Genomic DNA, 20,948 nt, shown 5'->3' with positions numbered 1-20,948 from the left:
AATCGCTCCATTATTAAGTTTAGCAAATGGATTAGTTGGGGTTTTTTCTAGACACCAGAGACATCTCGTTATCCTAGATAGAGTCTGGTAATTGAGATACGCGAATGACCAAGCAGGGTACTGAGTATTTCTCTCGCTGTCCTATCAATGATTTTTTCTTCTGAAGAAAGATCTTTATAAGGTTTGCCACCTTGGATAGGACACAATAAGGGTGTTTTGGTAGGTGATAGCTGAGCGGTTAGTTCATGATAACGATTTTGAGCATAAGCATGGCGAAGTCCATGAAGTTTATTAACCCCAAGCAGTTCGATTTGCTTTTGGTAATGGCTTAAATGGCTTTTGTAGGTTCTGTTCTCGGGTATCAGTGAATGATGAGGTCTGATCGTTTTTGATACTTTGTATAACCAGTTTTGTTGTGCTTGATTGGTGATTGGCAGTGTTCTGCCAATGCCACCTTTGGTCCAGCTGGGCTTAATGACTAAGGCATTTCCTTGCCAGGCTTCTGATACCACCAATTTCATTGATTCCTCTCGCCGAAGGCCAAATAATGCTTGGGCTTCCAAGGATAAGCGTATATGTGGATCAGTGCATTTGTTGAGGTCGATATTGAATATCGCCTTGTTTTTGGTTGGGATATAAGTTCGGCGAGGGATATTGTAGCTGTCATTATTTCCTTTGACCAAATTGGGTTTATCAAGCAAATTGGCCGTTTTACGAAGCTTAGCCATGTAATTTTTAATCGTAGCGGGGTTTTTATTTTGTTCTTTCCAGTGCGCTACCAATACATGAATATGTTTTGGCTTTAACCCGTTGATATGGCCTAATTTGTAACCCAGTTCATGCAGGTCTTTTATGCACCGGTGCAGCATATGGCGCATATCAGCAAGACTTGCATGAGAATAATTGTCAATTTTATTGACGAACTCATTAACCGAAAACTGAGCATTGCGGAGTTTATTGCTCATTGAGATATCTCCACAGACTGGTTCTGGATTTTACGCCCAATTCTTCCATAATTACCCAGTTTAATTTGTATTGGCTTAAGGCGGATGATAGTTCCTGATTCAGCCATTTAGCGTAGAGGTATCGCCAGGATTTTGATTTCGGCAGTTTGAGCTGGTTATGGCTGCTTCGTAGTCTGGCCTTGAGGTTTTGTTCTCCATACACCTGCAATAGACTATAAGGACCTTGAGTTAATTCTTTTAGTGAATCAATAATGCTTGTCTGTATTTCATTGCGATAGGGTACTATTCTGTCTTGGCCGTTAAAGGTTATTTCTCGTGTCAGCCATAAATTGTTCTGTTGGGTGTGAATATTGGGTTTGATTCGTATGGCTTCACTGTAAGTCAGGCCAAAATGAACTTGTAAAACCAGAATGATGCGAATCAGAGGGTCTTCAATCTGCTGCCAGAAATCCTGCGTAACTGGTATCTTCTTTTTTTTCCTGAAATTGCGCACAATGCCCAACTGTCGATTGGTGAGAGTGGTTTGTTTATTACCAATATCATTTAAAAATTTTCTGATGACGGTAAGGTGATTTAACATGGTCGCTGGTTTGATTTTTTGCTTGCGCCAATGATTGGCTAATTGCTTTAAATGATCATTATTGAATGATAACCACTCATTGGGGGTATTCTTGATGATGTATACATCCTGAGTGAGTTTTGAGATGACATGATTACGAAAACGGCGGGTCTTTAAATCACCATGGCGATTATTTTTGATATATTGCTTGGCTTCCTTTCTTAATGAAAATTGCTGCATAATCTCACCTGAAAAAATTATTTGCCCTGACTTTGGTTTAGTGTTGGTCGAGCGGCTCACTCAAAGGCGATACCCAGCGAATGCTGCATGGCTCGAAAAGCTGGCAAATCAGTTATTGAACGTCAAATCAATTTGCCGTTCGGTTTTCTGGTTGTTTTCCTCCTTATTTTTAAAAAGTGACAGATACGACAAAGCCTAAGGCTTTATCCCGAATTCATAGATCATGAGAAAATGATCGGCTACCGAACGGTAACGACTCCTGAACAGCAATTTCCCGACTGAACGTCCAGCCACAGGTTAGGGAAGGGGAGTGGCTTGAGTACTAGACCTTAATGGTTTCGCCTGTTGCACAGGCTCATCAGTAGTACTTAGTTAAAAATTATCAAACTGGAGCAGGTTGGGCAAGGATTTTAGGGGTTTAATTTGTTCCATCCCGCAAATCGGGAAGGAACAAATGGTCGGAATGTACTGATTTTACTGGGTAAAATCAAGGATGGTTTTCTGCGTCACTGCATATGAACTGCAGTGACGCAGGTAAGGGTAAGGGAACTTTACGCTTGTCTGTGGACTTAAAGGTTTATCGTCAACCTACATTTAAGAATTATTCATAGCGCACCGGTTCCCTTCTCCAGTAGTACATCTGGATAAATTAAACTGCTTCTTCTATAGCCCGACAATAAGTTTCACGTATGAAAGGAAGGATGAGCAAAGCCAGGAAAATACCGACTGGTAAAATAGCCAATCCTATGTGATAAGCGTCTAAAGAATAAACTCGTACATTATTGACCAATTCGCCAGCCCACATTTTGTCTAAAGCATAACCGATAAACGGTTGGGAGAACGCAATGCCTATCATATTGAACATATTCATAAAACCAAGACCCGTTGCCACGTAATGCTTGCTGCACAACTCTTTTGCAACGGAAAATGACGGGAGAAAACCTGCTGAAAATATTCCAAAAGCCAAAAGCAGGCATTCCATTATCCAAGGCGTCTTAATTGGAGCGTAGATAAACAGCAGTGAAGTGAGTAGCGCGCCAACTGCTCCGATATACAAAGGAGGCTTTCTCAAGCCAATACGATTGGAGAAAACTCCCCATAAAGGGCTGGCAATGACCCAGCCAATCAAAACTAGAGAAACATAATTAGCCGCGACTGCTTTTACAATATTCATTTTGAGCATTAGGAAGGGTACGCCCCACAACCCACAAAATACTGGAGTTGCCATGAACATTAAGCTGCCATAAATTGCTATTAGCCACAACTGATTGTTTTTTAAAAGAATAAGTAAACTTCGCAATATAGGGGCTTGCTGATTACTCTCTTGTACTGTTGAAGAGTCGATTTGCTGTGCAGGCTGATCATTTACAATGATGAATATTAATAAGGCGAGGAAAAGGCCAGTAACACCAATTCCAAACATACTTTGTCGCCAACCATACTGATCAACTAATAAAGCCAGCGGTGCCTCACCACCTATAGCTCCCAGCATTCCAATAGTGACCATAAGCCCTGTGAGCAAAGCAAAACGCTTTGTGGAAAACCAGTTGGAGGCAAGCTTCATGGTACCTACTGCAGCAAATGCAGAGCCAAAACCTATCATTAAACGCGACATAAAAGCGATGAACAAGCTATCGGTCATTGAAAAAACAATAGTGCTCATGGCGCAAATAATTGTTGCAATGGTAAGCATTCTATGTGGTCCGAAACGGTCCATTAATATACCGCATGGCAATTGCATAGGAGTATACGAGTAGTAATAAAATCCAGATAAAACACCTAGTGTTTGGCCTGTAATTGAAAAATCCCGCATTAATTCAGTGCCCATTACGCCAGGGGATACTTGCAGTAAAAATTCGTAAAAATAAAAAACACAACCCAATATCCAGACAACCCAAGGTAAAAAAAATCTTGGGGAGGTATGAATTGTAATACTTCCGGAAGCTGCAGGCATGGCTAATAAAGTTCCTAATTCAATATTAAATAAACATAAAAAATCAAAATCGTAGCAGGTTGCCTAGGAAATGTCTATCCTATCCATCGTATGTCCCAGCCGTTTAAGTATGTCCCAGCCGTTTAAGTCACTCTTTTAAGAAAAAATCCCGCTTCAACAAAATAAGAACGATTTATATACAGAGCTCTCCCGAATATTAAATGCCTTTAAATTCAATGTGCTTTATTAAATGCTTGATTGGGTTATTGACGATCAACAATGAAGCAATTAATATGCAAATAATTAAAAGACAATTAAAAATCCATTTTTATTTATTAGTGCGTTATCCAGTGTCCAACCTTTAAAAAGCATTTTATCCATGGAAAGGTGATAGTACGCATAATTATGGCAGATCAACTGAATGAACAATCTTATTATATTGTTTAACCCTCCCTTTCGTAATAAGGTATTTCCATTTCACTCACATGAAGTGTTGAAAAAATTTCGTTCATTTATATTGGTCAATCCGCTCGATCTCGAAGCGCATCACCAACTCATTAAGAATCCTGAGATTGAACAGATTATTGCCTGTGACTTCAAAATGGAAACTCTTATTAGCCAATGTGACACTATTATTAACCACTATGGTCCAGTCTTTAATATAGTTTATCTCGCAGAGGAATGTGTTCAAGTTTGCGGGTTGTTACGCAAACATTATGGCCTATCAGTAAATAATTTAGATAGGTATATTGATAAAAACTTGATGGTTAAAACACTAAAGGAAGCTGGATTAAGAGTTCCATTAAGTAGAATATTTGATGAGCAATACTATCAAGTCAATAAAGAAAACTATATCGAAGAGTTAGAAAATCAATTATCGCACTTTCCTCTTTTTATAAAACCAATCAATCTTTGTGGCAGTGTTGCCACCACTAAGGTGAATAATAAAAAAGAATTTGAGAAATGGGTACTACAAAAAGCTAATCATACTTATCTCATCCAAGAATATCTGGAAGGCACTTTGTTCCACTGCGAAAGTTTTATTAAAGACGGCAATATTTTATATTCTTGTGTATTTGAATACTCCAATCCTGGTTACTTTTTTGCTCAAGGGTATCCGATAGGAAGCATCTCTTTACCAACAGAAGATCCAATGGCTCAAAGAGTTAAGGAGTTCGCCAAAGTTGTTCTAGATAATCTAGGAATTTTTGAGAATGGAGTTGCTCATGTGGAAATATTTCTGACCCAAGCTAATGAACTCGTTTTTTTAGAAGCCGCTGCCCGCCCCCCAGGCCTGGAAGGTGATCTTCTGTATCAAAAACATCTGGATATCAACATTAACGAAACTCATTTTTTATTGCAAGCTGGTGATTACCATGGTGATTTTTCTACAACGCAAATCATTTATTACGCTGCCCGCTATATTTTTCCCATACCGGACTCTGGCCGCATAAAAAAACACTGCAGCAAAATGGAGCTTAACTCTCAGTTTGTCGAACGATTTAGGATTGAAAAAGACGATATTGTTTTAAAATCTAAAGACTTGTTTCAAGTAGCCAGTACAATGGTTTTATGGAATAAGGATTACTTAAAGTTAAGAGAAGATTTCAATAAGCTTAAAGAATTTATTGCTGTAGATATTGAATGAAATTAATTAGCAAATATCAAATGCCATATAACCTGGAATTAGAGAGTCACGAATGAATCAATCAGTTAACCTCATCTCGAAAAAAGTTATTAAACACCTAACCAACAAGTTAGACAAAAGAGCTTATTATGCTTTTCTACTTGATAACATAGGGCCCTTTCCGGAAGAAATATCTCAACAATTACCTCCTAAAGTTTTTGATACCATTTGGCAAAGTTTTTATCATTATCTTTCTTTGGTTTCAGAAACTGCATATCCTGGTGGCGGCAAAAAGTTCATTGAATATGTAGAAGATAATACAAATAACCAATCATTAAGCAATCTATCTCATATCACCGATTGCCTTGTTTTTGATACTTTAGCTAACTGTCAGAATAAAATTAGCCTTGATTTTTGGTTAAATATCAGCAGTTTATTAGAATATGGCTTTCTTTATAACGACTTGTCACCTACGGAGCAACAACAGACTGAACGGTTTGAGTACCTTCAAGAACTCGACCATTTTAGTGAAATTATGGATTTGTCGCTATTAACCAAGCATCTTTTGCACGAGTTCCATTCACTATCGGTAACTGAAAAAAAACAGTTTATGGAACAGTATAAAACACTCTTTAACAAATATTTGGGTCTTGATACCGCCTTAACCAGCAATGAAGATACTTATAAACCAATTGCAGGAAGAAGCAAACATATCAATTTAGGTCTGGAACGGATGCTTGGAGAAGCATCTGCCAAACGAAAAAATTGTCACTACCAACTCTATACAGCCAAACATAATTTGGGTGAGTTCTCTGTAAAATATTATCCCATAAGATCTTCGGCGCTTGCTGAAGCAAAATATAAAGTTTTAGATCCTGCAAGCATTGGAGAAGTAAGGACTAATTATCCATATATCTCTTTATTACTCACCTCAAACTCCCCTGAAGCTCTTTCCCAAGCTAAATTAAAAGAGTTAAGTGGAATCTGCTCAAGCCTTATTATGCGTTATGGTCTGGAAATGGGTCTTGCTATGTTTGATGGATATATCTTTGATAATCATTATACAAAATATTATTTATCTTTAGTGATTGGCCAAATTTTTAAAGAAAATGAATACAGTCCTATTCAATTAAAATTGATGTCGATAGGCTGTGGAGCAATTTTAATTTATCAAAATAAGAAAATAGAGCATATTTCTGTCAGTGGCACAGAAGAACTTAATAGTTATTTAGGACATACTGGCTCAAGACATAAGCGTGAAATTATTACTCTTGATAACAATCTTCCTATTAAAATTGTTCTAGCGCCTTACTCCTATGGCCTTGCCTTGCAGACTATTTCTCCTAGTGACGCAGTACATCTGGCCAATCAAAATGCACATAATCCGTTGGCTTGGCTGATGACTACTTTTATAAAACCCTTTACCATACCTATCACTGCACGGAATATCCTACTCTCCAATATTAAGCCTAATGAATTGGAAATTATTGAGCGTCCCAAATGGATTTCGGAGCAAATCAAACAAATCCCTGAGTTTAACTTCCTCACTCAGCGGTGCAAGGACTATTTACAGTATTACCAGACTCTCGAAGTAAATATTTTATATGCTCATTTACATGCCGATCGTATTGTAGACATTCATCAGGAAATTTCTATCGATGTTGCACGAACATTAAAAAACGAAGCATTGGAATCAAATATAGGATTCACCCTGCAACCTTTAATCGATAATTTACATGTGCGTGATGTATTTGATTACAAAAAATATAATGATTTATTGGTACAAAAAGAGCTTGAACCTGATGTTATTCTTACTGAAGATAGCTTGCTTATAGACCGTATAGGTCAAGGAATACTTGACTGCTTTGTCAGTCAAAACGCTCAAGATAATTATCAAATCGTATACGAAGGAAATCGAGCGCTTAATGTACTGTTTCCTGATAACACTATTGTCCAGCTCATTGATCATATGGATAAAGAAGGTCGACTTTCTTGTGTCACCTTTGATTTAGCTCAAATTTACTATCGTCAAGCCCCCGAGCTATTTGAACAATTATTTCGTGAAGATATTCTTTTAAACTATTCGGAGTCCATTCTTGCCAGATGGTTCCAACAGTTTCCAGATAAAAACTATCATCAAATCATTTATGATCAAGTATATACCAACAGTGACATTCAACAGCGAAATAAGTTATTCCAGACAATAAAACAGGAAGTAAGACCAGATATTCATAACATTAGCTGTACCAAATTCATGCGTCATTATATTGATAAATTAAAGGTAGAGTTAATTGAAAGGGAAAGATCATGCGCTAAGAAAGTTATTTCCTTATATATTCTTGAAGGCAGTTATGATGCTCAATTTGATCGCTACGCCAAAGTTCATGCAGCCTTTGCCTTACCTGACATCGACACCTATCGTATTACTTTCACCTCGGAGGAGCTGGGTTTTAACGTCATGTGTATTAAATCCTGAGCACATGGATACATAAAACATCACTCATACTAAATACTAGTTAGAAGCACTTATATGCTGAAAGAAAAGAACTATCAAGAAGCAAACTATGACTGGAATAACACCGATAAAGAGAATCTGGATAATAAATTAATCACCCACTTATTTGAAGAGCAGGTGCGAAATACGCCTGATGCTCTAGCTGTAATTTATCATCAGGAACAATTAACTTATAAAGCGTTAAATGACAAAAGCAATCAACTGGCTCGATATCTCCAGTCGCAAGCCATTATTAATCCGGATACCTTAATAGCAATCTGCTTGAACAGAGGCCTGGATATGATCATTGGCATACTCGCTATTATGAAAGCAAATGGTGCTTACGTTCCTATCGATCCGGGATACCCCCAGGAACGAATAGGTTATATTTTGGAAGATACCAAGGCACAGCTGCTGCTTACCCAATCAACCTTTCATCCCCAATTAGAAGCCCTAACATCGGCTCATATAGTGGTATTGGATCGCTGCAATTATAGCTCTTATTCAACCTCAAATTTATTTACACAATGTACAGGAGAAAATTTAGCTTATGTTATTTACACATCAGGTACTACTGGTCAGCCTAAAGGTGCTACGACAATCCATTCCCTGTTAGTTAATCGATTATTATGGCAAAAAGATACCTATGCTTTTTCTTCACATGATAACGTGCTTCAAAAGACCCCTTTCGTTTTTGACGTTTCAGTTTGGGAATTACTTTTGCCTCTTATCGCTGGCAGCAGACTAGTTTTTGCCAAAACCAACGGTCATAAAGATGTGGAATATTTGTATAACATTATCGAAAGCGAAAAAATTAGCAAATTACACTTTGTACCCACCATGCTTAGCGCGTTTCTTTCTGGTTTAACAATCAATAAAACAAAGAATCTAAGCGGCATCAGTGATGTATTTTGCAGTGGAGAAGCATTACCTGTCAGACTTGCTAACCAGTTTAAACAATTATTTCCAACAGTAAAACTGCATAATTTATATGGTCCCACTGAAGTCGCTATCGATGTGAGCGCTTATAGCGACATTCCAGCCAATGCAGATCTAATCCATATTGGTAAACCCATCAATAATATTGTTTTTTATATTTTAGATAAATATAAAAAACCTGTGCCTCCTGGCGTTATTGGAGAGCTTTATATTGCAGCTCCACATTTGAATCGAGGTTATCTTAATCAACCGGTTCATAGTGCGGAGAAATTTATTTTAAACCCTTTTGCTACGGACACTGATATTAAACAAGGCCGTACACAAATATATAAAACAGGTGATCTCGTACGATGGCTGGTTGATGGAAATGTCGAATACATAGGTAGAAATGACTTCCAAGTCAAAATTCGTGGATATAGAATTGAGTTGGCTGAAATTGAGCATGTCTTAACATCCATCGATGGAGTAACACAAGCCTGTGTATTAAATAAATATAAAAATGAGACTCAATATTTAGTTGGTTACTTAATTATAGCGTCTAACTGTGAATTAAATGATGACTTTATTTTCAATCAACTTCAAAAAAAACTACCTGAATACATGGTTCCTGATGTATTAATTCGATTGACCTGTTTTCCATTAACGATTAATGGAAAGTTGGATAGGAAAGCACTACCAGATCCTCAGTTTATTTCCAATAGCGAATATGTGCCGCCATCGACTGATTTAGAAATTCAGATAGTTTCTATTTGGCAGAATATTTTAAAAATAAATAATATTGGTCTGACAGACGACTTTTTTAAATTAGGAGGAAATTCGATCTCTGCGATTTGCCTTGTCAGCCAAATCAATCTCGAACTTGGGGTGCAAGTTAGTGTAAAAGACATTTATAAACACAAAACAATAAGCCAATTGTTGAGCATAATTCAGCACTCTACGGGGAATTTTATATACCAAGATTTTTTAATCACAAAGGGGTTTACTGATGAGCATCTCCCCTTTGAGCTCACCAATGTTCAACAAGCCTATCTCTACGGCCGATTGGCTGACTTTGAAATGAGTAATGTATCAGCACATCATTATTCTGAATTATTCTTTAGTCATTTTCATGTTGCTCGATTTGAAGAGGCTTTGAATCAGCTTATTAATATACACAGTTCACTAAGAACTGTTTTCCAGGATGCGTCACAAAGCGTTATTGCTGATGTTCCCTTTTATAAAATTAAACAACACGGTCAGATTACCCAAAATGAGTTTGCCCAAATTCGCGCTCGTTTATCGCATAAAGTATATCAAAGTGATTGCTGGCCATTATTTGATTTTGAATTAAGCGAAGTTAATGGTCAATTAATACTGCATATAAGTATTGATGTTTTAATTCTCGATGGCATTAGCATCCGGTTATTTTTCAATCAATTAGCTCAGCACTACAATGTCAGTAACAGTGCCCCCTTAAAAACCACTCATCTTGAGATTAACTTTAAAGACTATGTACAAAAATACCATGAAGTACGTGCCAGCTCTCTTTATCTAGAAGCCAAACATTATTGGCTTAATAAATTGGATCAGTATAATTTTGAAGCCAAAATACCACTCGCGGCTATTCCAGGGACGATAATACAACCTAAATTCATTCGTAAATCAGCAACTATTCAGCAAAAAAAATGGCAATTAATTAAGGACAAGGCTTATCAATTTAATTTAAGTCTTACCTGTGTCGTGTTGTATGCCTACGGACTCATTTTATCAAAATGGAGCGGTCACTCTCATTTTTGTATTAATTTGACTTTATTCAACCGGTTGCCGTTACACAAACAAGTTAATGAGCTTTTAGGGGATTTTACTGTTTTGGAATTATTTAATTTCAAAAGAAGTCCGAATGAAACAATTTATAGTGGAATTGAAAAAGTCCATAATGAATTATGGGAAGATATTGAGCATAATTTATTTGATGGCATTGATTTTCAGCGGTTAATTCGTAAAAATTTGGGAATAAGTCAGGAACAATCTTTATCACCAGTAGTATTGACTAGCTTGCTAGGGGGTACTACAGACTCTATACCTTTAGATGGACATATAGGCAATGGTTACTCGATAAGCCAGACATCTCAAGTCTATCTAGACAACAAAGCATATGAAAATGAAGAAGGATTTATTGCTGAATGGGATTATGTCGAGCAACTGTTTGCTCCTCATATAATAGAAGAAATGCATGATGACTATTGTGCTGTCCTTGAACTGTTTGCAGAATTGAAATGGGATCAGCCACTACCTCCATTGACCCTTTCTACCAAAGACCAATTCCTTATTACTAAGGCGAATAGTGACATCCAGCCTGAAATTAAACAAACCCTAGTTGATCTGTTTCTATCCCATGTAAAAACAGCTTATAAACAGATCGCAGTAATTGATAGTCAGGGAACATATACTTACGGTGAGATCTATCTTTTTAGTGAGTATATCACTCATCATCTGCTTTCGCGCATCACCGATAAATCTCAGAAATTAATTGGTATTTTAAGTGAAAAAAGCTATCAGCAAGTAGTTGCGGCCTTGGGAATTATGAGAAGCGGGATGGCTTATTTACCACTGCATATTGATTGGCCTGAAGGAAGAATCAGCAGTATTTTAAAAGAAGCCGCTGTTAACACCATACTAATATCCCAATCGGCTTTTTCAAATTATATTAAGGGGAAACAAATTGAGGATGAGTACTGCTGGCTAATTATTGGCACACTGATTAACTCACCCCCGCCAATAAAAAACAGTCAGTTACCCAAGATTAATTTCGACGATGTTGCTTATGTTATATACACATCAGGAAGCACAGGAAAACCAAAAGGGGTTACCATTGCTCATCAAGCAGCTGTTAATACGATTACTGCTGTCAATAATCGTTTTCAAATAAAATCAACTGATAAAATTTTAGCCCTGTCCGATTTGGGTTTTGATTTATCTGTTTATGACATTTTTGGTGTACTTGGTGCAGCCGGAACAGTGGTATTTCCCGATCAGGAACAAATAAAAGAGCCTTCCCATTGGTATGAATTAATCGTTACTTATCAAATTACTTTATGGAATACTGTTCCTCAATTAATGCAACTGCTGGCAGTTTACGTTACAGATAGAGGGAAATTATTAACACCGTTAACCACTATTTTATTAAGCGGTGACTGGATTCCTTTGCAATTACCAAACCAGCTTAAATCACTAACTAAAAATGCCACTATAATGAGTCTGGGGGGCGCCACAGAGGGTGCTATATGGTCGATATGGTATGAAATAAAGAACATCCAATCTGAATGGGCATCGATTCCTTATGGTTACGCGATGCCTAATCAGAAAATGTATGTTCTTAATAGCTTTCAAGAACAATGTCCTGTTGATGTAACCGGTGAAATTCATATAGGGGGGATGGGGGTTGCACTTGGCTATTGGAACGATGAGGAAAAAAGTCAAGCACGCTTTATTAATCATTCTGATTTGGGAAGACTTTATAAAACCGGGGACTCAGGTAAATGGCATCAAGACGGCTATATAATTTTTCAAGGCCGTAAGGATTTTCAAGTCAAGCTTAATGGATATCGAGTAGAACTTGAGGAAATATCGCATCATCTCACTCAATTAGAAGGCATTGATGGTGCGTTAACTCGGGTACATGAAAACCGTCTGATTGCTTATTTATTATCATCTTCATTTAAAAAGTCACAGGAGAAAGAGAATAAAGAGCATTTTATTCTTGAACAGCACAATATTAGAACTGATTTGGCTTGGAAATACTCATTAAACCCCTTATTATGTGAAAAGAAATATCGTCGTAGAAAAAGTTACCGATATTTTCTCCATGAAAAGAATGCTACACCATTCTTACCCGCACCACATCACTTGAACAATTGGAAAAGGCCTTTTGGAAAACCAATTTGTCTTGGGCAATTAACAAGCATACTTCAGCCTTTAAGTGCCCTTATTTTAAAGGATAAAATAACACCTAAATATATTTATCCTTCGGGAGGGAGTACCTATGCAATCCAGAGCTATCTATCTATCCCTGCTAGACGAATACATGGTGTCGAAGCTGGAGAATATTACTACAATCCTGTGACATATCAGTTGCAACACACTAACTCCAGCAATAGTGTGGATTCTTTTAAAATTGACTTCAAACTCTATTTGCCGGCTATAGAGCCTTTGTATCAAGAAAAATCTTCCCGGTTAGCTTATTTGGAAATGGGACACATTCTTTACTGTTTAGAGCAAGTTCTCACGAATCTTAATATTGGCTATGACATTGAAATAAGAAATGAAAAAAACGATATGTATCATTCGCTGTTAACGATTCATTTTGATAATCTGTTAAATCCTTACCGAGCACCGGCACTAAAAAAGGTAATGCTTGTAAATCAATCAGGATATTTTCATCACCCCCTCCATAGCTTTGATTTAAAAAAACAATCCATTTTTATGCAAATATCCGAACAAGGCCAACTATTAGCTAATGCGGAGGGAATATTGGCCCTTGAGGGAACACATACCCCTGAACACTATATTCAGGCAGGATTCGAGGCGCAAGGAATATCTGAACTTTGGTATGAACGCAATATAGGTTCTTGTACTATTGGCTTAATGCCTTATGATGAAGCCATCTATGCTCTTGCCTTTGGCAGCATTAACAAGGCCATGTTGGGTGAGTCCCAAAGCATGGCGCAGCCTATCAGTCTCGATCGCTATATAAGCGAACAGTTAAAACTTAAGCTTCCATTTTATATGGTTCCAGAAACCTACTTTAAGTTAAATCATTTTCCTTTAACAGCGAATGGAAAAATTGATCTTCAATCCTTGCCTCTACCTGACTTCAGTTTGGAAAAAAAATACATAGCGCCTGAAACGCAGCTAGAGAAAGATATTGCCCAAATATGGCAGGAAATTCTCCAAATCGAACGAGTCGGTCTCAATGATGATTTTTTTAGAATCGGTGGGAATTCGATACTTGCAATACAGATGGTTAACAAATTGAATAACCATACTGGGCTTCATATTAAGGTTACTGAGCTGTTTAAAAATAAAACTATAGCCACATTGTTAGAACGTCTAACTGGTAGTGGTAATGCTCCACGTATTAATGCCACTGAGCGAACAACAGCTCCGCTATCCTTTGCTCAAGAGCGATTATGGTTTATAGAAAACTATGAGCAAGGAACCAATGCCTACCATATTCCTTTATGCATTAAACTAAATGCTTCTGACTTAGTTGATGCAATGAAGAAGTCGCTTCAAACTATACTTGTTCGTCATGAGATTCTCCGCACTGTTTATCTTCAAAATGCTCAAGGAGAATATTATCAAGAAGTGACTAATTTACCTTTGATTTTCCTAGAAGAGACTATTAGCGAACAGCAATTGGAATATAAGCTTTCAGAACGTATTAATCAGCATTTTGATTTACGCCAGGAATTACCTATTCGAGTGGTGATTTTTCGTAGTGCAGTTCATTATTATTTTTCAATAACCATTCATCACATTGCATTTGACGGCTGGTCCTCAGCAATATTTATAGATGAACTAGCTCAGTTGTATCATTATTATCTCGGTAAAACACCATTAAATTTAAGTAGCCTCCCCATTCAGTATATAGATTTTGCTCTTTGGCAGAGAGATTATTTTCAAGGTGATATTTTAAAAAATCAAATAAAATACTGGCAGAAAAAACTAAAAAATACTGAGATACTCTATTTTCCATGCGATTATACCCGTACAAAAAAAATAGATTATCGGGGTAATCGCATTTTCTTTACCCTCGATTCTCAAATTACACAGAAGATAAAGAATTTAGCCAAAACCGTACAGGTTACTCAATACACTTTATTATTATCGGGATTTTATATCTTACTCAACAAATATACAGGACAGGAGGATATTCTAATTGGCACCCCGGTCGCCAATCGCCACTACAGTCAAATTGAACATCTTATTGGTTTTTTTGTTAATACGCTAGTCATTAGACAAACTGTTTCCCCTCAAGGAAGCATTAAAGCGTTAGCTCACGATATCCATCAAACAGTTTTACAGGCACAGAAGCATCAGGATTTACCTTTTGAAAAATTAGTTGAAATTTTGAATATCGAACGTGATCCAGGCCGACACCCACTATTTCAGATCATGTTCAGAGTGCAAAACTTCATAGATAACAAAGATTTTGATTTTTATGAAGTCGACAAATTTCTTAAAGCATCGCAATTCGATTTTGATCTGTTAATTAATGATAACGGTCCTGAATTTAAAGGACAATTTACTTATTTAACTTCGTTATTCAAAAGGGAAACTGCTGAACGGATTATTGCTCACTATGTTCATATACTGGAAAGAATGTGTGAAAACCCTCATCAACTTATTAAAGATATTTTAATTATCAGCAAGGAAGAATACCATCAGACTGTTTATCAGTGGAATAACACCGACAGGGACTTTCTAGATTATAAAAGAATTGAGCAACTGTTTGAAGATCAGGTTTTAAAAGCCCCGCATCATATCGCCCTTGTTCATCAAAACAATCAAATGACCTATTTTCAACTCAATGAAAAAGCCAATCAATTAGCTAGATACCTTCGGTCGAAAGCCGTCCTAAAATCTAATACCATTATCGCTCTATGCCTGAATAGAGGTATGGAAATGATTATTACACTATTAGCGATCATGAAAACAGGTGCAGCTTACTTACCTGTCGATCCAGAATATCCTAGCGCACGAATTAACTACATGCTGAACGACTCACAAACGCCATTAGTAATAACCCACAGCAGTTTCGTTAAAAAATTACAAGGTGGCTTTAATGCTCATCTGCTCCTATTGGATACTGAGTGTTATAAGTATCATAATTCAACTAATCTGAATATTAAGGCTTCGATGGAGGATTTGGCTTATGTCATTTACACATCGGGTACAACTGGGAAACCCAAGGGGGTAATGATTAGCCATAGTTCGGTTTTTAACTATTTAAAGAATGTGGAGCCCTTGTTACACTATGTTAAAAATATGGATTACTCCAGTAATCTTTCTTTTGACTTATCAGTGACTACAACTTTGCTTCCTTTAATTTGCGGGAAAAAAATTTGTATTTATGATGGTCATCTCACTGAATTTAAGCGCTATATAAATCATTTAAATAAACACAAAATCGATTTTTTAAAAGCCACTCCCTCTTTTTTAAATCATCTTCCACTTGAACTACTTACTCATAAAATACATGCCTGTTTTATAGGTGGTGAACAAAGTGATGTAAAACAAATAGATTACATCAAAAACTATATTGACAATATATACGATGAATATGGTCCTACCGAGGCTACAGTAGGAGCCACTAATTATTTATGTAAAAATAACTCCCACTCTATAGGAAAACCTTATAATAATTATAAGGTTTATGTGCTAGATAAACAGGGTAATCCGCTTCCTATCGGTATCGTAGGTGAACTGCATATTGCGGGAGCAGGTTTAGCTCGTGGCTACTTGAATAATCCTGAATTAAGTACAGAAAAATTTGCTGTTAACTCCCTGGCAACTCCAGAAGATATTGAAAAAGGATATATGCGACGTTATAAAACTGGCGATCTAGTTCGATGGTTACCTGATGGTAATCTGCAGTATATTGGTCGAAATGATTCCCAGGTAAAAATCCGAGGGCATCGAATCGAATTATCTGAAGTCGAGCAGGCACTTAGTTCTATTGATGGAATAAAACAGGCTTGTGCGGTTGTCAAAACAACTGTGTCAAGCCAATTCCTAGTAGGCTATGTTGTACTTGAAATCAATAAATCTATTACTACAGCCCATATATTAACCCAGCTTCATGAGCAATTGCCAGATTATATGGTACCTGATGTATTAATCCACTTACCCGTCTTCCCATTGACAGCTAACGGTAAATTGGACAAAACTAATTTACCTGAAGCTTTTTTCATGGATAAAGAAGTTGACCAGCCTCCTTCAACCGATCTTGAGAAGCGTCTTGCAGCTATTTGGAATGATGTTTTAAAAATTAAGAATACAGGTGTTACCGATGACTTTTTTAAAATAGGAGGCACCTCTCTTTCCGCGATGCAGGTAAGTTACCTTATGAGCAATGAGCTTAAGTGCGATGTAAAGGTGGCTGATTTATTTCGGTATAAAACCATTTCCCAAATAATTAAACATAGTTTATTAGAAGCGAAACCTGATAGTTCTTGTCTGATTTTGCTCTCCGCCAATGAGTGCATCAACAAAGAATGTATTTTTTTGGTTCATGGAGTAGGGGGGAATATATTAAGTTATTATCAAATCATCAAACAGCTCGAAAAAGATTATAATGTCTATGGAATTCAAGCAAGAGGCCTCCATTCAAATCAAAAATGTTTTGAAAGCTATCAACAAATGATAACGGTTTATTCAACAGAAATGAAAAACGTGTTAAAAAATAATGGTGCTGAAAAATATCATATTATAGGTTGGTCTTATGGTGTAGCGGTGGCATTGGAACTAATTTCCGCCCTACAAAAAAACGCTCGCTGCAAAAACGCCTTTTTAATTGACGGATCGTCAGTGGCTGATAGAAACCTCAAAAGCTTACATTTTAAGTTAAATAACAGTGACTTATCTGATGATTTAAAAACGCTGATTCTATTTTATAAGAATACTTATAGAAGTGAAGGTGAAATAAATAATCTGACAGAAGATGAGCTTTTTCATTATGCACATCAGTTATTTGGCTATCCTTCTACTGAAAAAGAATTTAATAAAATCAAGAGAAGAGTAAACGTTGCCTTACACAATATCAAAAACCTCTTATCCTTTTCCCAATACCACACTCCTACGTATTGCGCTGATAAGTTCCACATTATCAATGCAGACCAAACGAAAAATGGAAAGACTCAATGGCATGATATACTCAACTGCGATTATATAAGCACCATGAATTTTGAGGCTGACCACTGGTCTATAATGGTTTCAAATCAACTTTTAACCTATTTAAAATGCCAATTATTGCAAGTAGAAGAGGTTATTGCTTGATAAAGATCTTTGAAAAAAACAGATATTGAAGTTGTTTTAAGCAAAAATGCTCCTAAAGGGTAGGTTATTAACAAACCGTGGTTGATGGCATAGGCAGCCTAGTTTTATAAACTTTCCCACCACTTACCAAAACAAAAGCCTGTCCTTTAGGCAAAGAAACAATATCTTCAACCCCGATCATTGGCACATAAGAAATCTGTACCCGATCCTCATTAGTCGTATTAAAATAAACTCCATCATTCCCATGCGGGGTATCATTAACCATTGAAACCTGGGTATGACCAATCACGCCAACCTGCGGTAGGACTTTGACTAGCAAGTTTGCTGTTTCCTCGTTTTTCACCCGAAGCATGATCAATGTATTAAAATTTCCTTCCGAAACTTCAGCTTTGGGTCGTGATCCAAGGGCTACTTCCATATCCTGAATGGTTTGGGCATAAGCAGTAACTTGAAAGCCAGCACCTCCGGCTTTATTAAGAATTTTAACGAAAGAATCCTGGATAATCTCTGATAACTCATCACAGTGCAGATTTAATGTGTAATGGGCATTTTCTTCTTTATAGATTTTCCCAGCAGTTGAGACGAGATCAGATAAAAAGGCTTTGCCGACTGCTTGAGCAATGTTGGGGTTGGTTAGGCTATCAAGACCAATGTAGAGGATTTTTTTGTTTTTAATGATGTCCATAAGCTCGATGTTTTCTGGTTTTGATTTAGATGACAGGATTTTTGATGCGTTGCTTTTATTAATTTCTGATAACACTGGACCAACACTGGCAGTAATTTTATCGTAGTAATTTTTGTCCATGACAGCGGCATCAAATAGGTCAATCAGGATTTGGTCATGAAGGCTTTCCGTGTTGCCGGTTTTAATCGTTTTATTGATATGGTCTTTGACGTATTGGATAACGGCTTGATGGCGTTCCATCGGGGATTTTGTTTTATTGTTTTTGCCAATTTTACTGTCATGCTCTTCGATAATTTGTTCAATATGCTGGTGGTAATCGGAGTAATGGGAAGGCAGGATGGTATCGGCGTAGGTCATAAGCAATTGATCCAGGCGGCTGATGTAGAATGCTATGGATTGGTAGTTGATTTCCTGCTTCATTTCTTCAAGGCAAATGGCAACAATGTTGACGTACTTCCAGGCGAAGGCTGCGAATTGTTTGCCTTCTCCTTCAGCGGCGATTGCGTCGGTAATTCTAGTAGCGACCTCGCTGACTTGGTGGTAATTTTTCAGTGGGTTGTAATGGGCGGATTGTTCGGGGAAGCCTAGGTGGACGATATGGAAGTCCTCGCTTCTACCGGTGACTTTGGCGGCTGCTTTCATGTCTCTGACCAGGTCTTGATCGCCTTTTGGATCCACCACAATCACAGCATCACCATTGCGGATGTCCTGGTTGATTAGGATGCTTGCAAGTCTTGTTTTACCAACCCTTGTGGTGCCGACTACGAAGGTATGGCCATTTCTGACATCTTGTGGGATGTACACCGGTTTGTCTTCTTCACCAACGCCATGCAGAAAAGGGCTACCACCCACGGGCGGATCAGGGCAGAATGGATTGAGTCTTGATCGGCTATTTAGCCATTTTGCCAACCTGGTTTGTTCGTGGTTTTGGCAAAAGCGTCTGGCGTTTTGATATAGCTTGCCTCGTTGCATGAAATGTTCATTTTTGACTTGTTTAATTTGGTGCAGCTTTTGAGTATGGCTGGGTTTCCAGCGAAATCCTTTACCGATGAATAGCCAGTTTTTTGATAGTGGAATTTCTGTGGTTGATAGGGCATAAGTGGGCATGGCGAGTAAGCGTCGGTGATAGCGTTTGACTTTGATGGCTTGCCAGGTTCGGTATAGTCCTGGAATCAAAAGGGTAATGACTGCATAGGTTGTCATTTTTTCAGTGAGCAGGAAAATGTGTGGTTGGTTGTAAGCCAGTAGCGCGAGAGTTAAGCAAGTTAAAGCTGACCATGCTTCTGTTGGTTCTCTTAAATGATTTTCTATTGGGTAATGGCTCATAAGGTGACTATCCTTTTGCAGTACATTTAACGTCGCATAAAGACCAACAGCATGTTATTTGCTGGCATGGCGTGGCGCTGGACTAAGGTCAGTTGGTTTATATGAGCTTCTTGTTGAATATCGTTTAAGTCCCGTATGCCCATTTGTGGATTTTGGCGGCGCAAGGAGGTGTCGAATCGTTCATTGGAATCGCTGGTGAATTGGCCATTAAGATTAAAAGGGCCATAACAAAATAAGAATCCTTTTGACTTTAAGCAACTGCCGGTAAGTTTAAAGAGGCAGGTGACTTCTTGCCATGACATGATATGCGTTGTATTGGCTGTATACACTGCATCATATTGAATCTTTGGCCATTGAGTAGGATCTGAAACATCTAGCGTCAATGGTGGTTGAACATTATTAAAGCTACACTCTTTTATCCAGGATTTAATGCCTACATGCTTCGCTGGCAAATCTGAGGTTTGCCAAGAAACTTCTGGCAAATGATTGGCAAAGTAATGGGCATGCTGACCTGTGCCACTGCCAACTTCAAGTATTTGCTCGCTACCTGATAAATATTGGTTAAGAGTTTCTAAAATAGGTGCTTTATTGTTTTCACAGGCCTGGCTAAATGGTTTATTCATTCATTGACTCCTATGCACGTTATCAAATCAATCAAAAGAAAAATGCAGAGCAAATACCATCTTGCTTGAGTGGCAAGTTGTATTTGTCTTGGCGTTGTTTCTTGCGTCTTCAATGCAGTTACAAGCCTGGGCCATAACAGAATGAAGGTAAAGTAAAATAAGCCATGCATGATGAATAGGGTATATTTTATTTTTGACAAGTAAGAATCCCAACTGGCAAGTGTTGAGCCTTGGCTGAGCAACCAGGGTCCGATGATTAACAGCACCAGAGTTGGAAAAATGGTTTGTGCTGTGACTATAATAGTTGAACGCAGATAATTTTTTTTCATAGGGAAGTCTCCAAATGCGCAAGGTATTTCGATTGTTGGGCATTATTGCCGAAGCAATTTTTGATATTGCCGAGGATAAGCCTGTAAAAAATAAGGTATGTATATTTGAAGCTAGACGCTTGTATGAGTCTGGTTCGATCAGCATGGAAGAATATAACGAAGCATTTGAAGCTGATAAGTAATCGTGTT

Annotated in this window: 10 protein-coding genes; 4 read left to right on the top strand and 6 right to left on the bottom strand. The window is 37.5% G+C overall.

Going from position 1 to position 20,948, the window contains the following annotated elements; genetic code table 11:
- Positions 1-68: 68 nt before the first annotated feature.
- The 3 genes from E1O47_RS05395 to E1O47_RS05385 form a co-directional block, all read right to left on the bottom strand.
- Positions 69-965: a phage integrase N-terminal domain-containing protein gene (locus tag E1O47_RS05395; RefSeq protein ID WP_133130250.1), complete on the bottom strand. Its 897-nt coding sequence runs from the start codon at positions 963-965 to the stop codon at positions 69-71.
- Positions 955-1,764, bottom strand: coding sequence for a hypothetical protein (locus tag E1O47_RS05390; RefSeq protein ID WP_133130249.1), 810 nt, complete (start codon positions 1,762-1,764; stop codon positions 955-957). Before E1O47_RS05390 ends, E1O47_RS05395 begins: the two co-directional genes overlap by 11 nt.
- Positions 1,765-2,413: 649 nt before the next feature.
- Positions 2,414-3,718 (bottom strand): MFS transporter, encoded by a 1,305-nt coding sequence (locus E1O47_RS05385; RefSeq protein WP_133130248.1) that lies wholly within the window; start codon positions 3,716-3,718, stop codon positions 2,414-2,416.
- A 400-nt stretch (positions 3,719-4,118) separates the two neighbouring features.
- Here E1O47_RS05385 and E1O47_RS05380 point away from each other — a divergent pair, with 400 nt between their 5' ends.
- Genes E1O47_RS05380 through E1O47_RS05370 form a run of 3 tightly spaced genes read left to right on the top strand, consistent with a single transcriptional unit; the run spans position 4,119 to position 17,796 of the window.
- Positions 4,119-5,345: an ATP-grasp domain-containing protein gene (locus E1O47_RS05380; RefSeq protein ID WP_133130247.1), complete on the top strand. Its 1,227-nt coding sequence runs from the start codon at positions 4,119-4,121 to the stop codon at positions 5,343-5,345.
- Between the two features lie 52 nt (positions 5,346-5,397).
- Positions 5,398-7,800: a hypothetical protein gene (locus E1O47_RS05375; RefSeq protein ID WP_133130246.1), complete on the top strand. Its 2,403-nt coding sequence runs from the start codon at positions 5,398-5,400 to the stop codon at positions 7,798-7,800.
- Positions 7,801-7,854: 54 nt separating this feature from the next.
- Complete coding sequence (locus E1O47_RS05370) at positions 7,855-17,796, top strand: non-ribosomal peptide synthetase (RefSeq protein ID WP_133130245.1); 9,942 nt, start codon at positions 7,855-7,857, stop codon at positions 17,794-17,796.
- A gap of 67 nt (positions 17,797-17,863) precedes the next feature.
- On the opposite strand, the gene traD is transcribed toward E1O47_RS05370, so the two are convergent.
- From traD to E1O47_RS05355, 3 genes are read right to left on the bottom strand one after another with little or no spacing between them, the layout of a single operon-like run.
- On the bottom strand, positions 17,864-19,807 hold the full coding sequence (gene traD / locus E1O47_RS05365; RefSeq protein WP_133130244.1) for a type IV conjugative transfer system coupling protein TraD: 1,944 nt from the start codon (positions 19,805-19,807) through the stop codon (positions 17,864-17,866).
- Between the two features lie 26 nt (positions 19,808-19,833).
- Positions 19,834-20,430, bottom strand: coding sequence for a DUF938 domain-containing protein (locus E1O47_RS05360; protein WP_133130243.1), 597 nt, complete (start codon positions 20,428-20,430; stop codon positions 19,834-19,836).
- Positions 20,427-20,759, bottom strand: a complete 333-nt coding sequence (locus tag E1O47_RS05355) for a hypothetical protein (RefSeq protein ID WP_133130242.1) — start codon at positions 20,757-20,759, stop codon at positions 20,427-20,429. The genes E1O47_RS05360 and E1O47_RS05355 overlap by 4 nt, the downstream gene beginning before the upstream one ends.
- Positions 20,760-20,773: 14 nt before the next feature.
- On the opposite strand from E1O47_RS05355, the gene E1O47_RS12240 reads away from it, so the two are divergent.
- Entirely contained in the window at positions 20,774-20,941 is a 168-nt protein-coding gene (locus E1O47_RS12240) for a hypothetical protein (RefSeq protein ID WP_165475042.1), read from the top strand.
- Positions 20,942-20,948: the final 7 nt, after the last annotated feature.

The sequence above is a fragment of the Legionella yabuuchiae genome (assembly GCF_900640115.1).
Taxonomy (GTDB): domain Bacteria; phylum Pseudomonadota; class Gammaproteobacteria; order Legionellales; family Legionellaceae; genus Legionella_A; species Legionella_A yabuuchiae.
This window is presented reverse-complemented; position numbering and strand designations above follow the sequence as displayed.

What these genes read in the sequence shown, in the direction of transcription:
- E1O47_RS05395 (WP_133130250.1), bottom strand. Translation starts at nt 965, where the DNA reads ATGAGCAATAAACTCCGCAATGCTCAGTTTTCGGTTAATGAGTTCGTC.
- E1O47_RS05390 (WP_133130249.1), bottom strand. Translation starts at nt 1,764, where the DNA reads ATGCAGCAATTTTCATTAAGAAAGGAAGCCAAGCAATATATCAAAAAT.
- E1O47_RS05385 (WP_133130248.1), bottom strand. Translation starts at nt 3,718, where the DNA reads ATGCCTGCAGCTTCCGGAAGTATTACAATTCATACCTCCCCAAGATTT.
- E1O47_RS05380 (WP_133130247.1), top strand. Translation starts at nt 4,119, where the DNA reads ATGAACAATCTTATTATATTGTTTAACCCTCCCTTTCGTAATAAGGTA.
- E1O47_RS05375 (WP_133130246.1), top strand. Translation starts at nt 5,398, where the DNA reads ATGAATCAATCAGTTAACCTCATCTCGAAAAAAGTTATTAAACACCTA.
- E1O47_RS05370 (WP_133130245.1), top strand. Translation starts at nt 7,855, where the DNA reads ATGCTGAAAGAAAAGAACTATCAAGAAGCAAACTATGACTGGAATAAC.
- traD (WP_133130244.1), bottom strand. Translation starts at nt 19,807, where the DNA reads ATGAGCCATTACCCAATAGAAAATCATTTAAGAGAACCAACAGAAGCA.
- E1O47_RS05360 (WP_133130243.1), bottom strand. Translation starts at nt 20,430, where the DNA reads ATGAATAAACCATTTAGCCAGGCCTGTGAAAACAATAAAGCACCTATT.
- E1O47_RS05355 (WP_133130242.1), bottom strand. Translation starts at nt 20,759, where the DNA reads ATGAAAAAAAATTATCTGCGTTCAACTATTATAGTCACAGCACAAACC.
- E1O47_RS12240 (WP_165475042.1), top strand. Translation starts at nt 20,774, where the DNA reads ATGCGCAAGGTATTTCGATTGTTGGGCATTATTGCCGAAGCAATTTTT.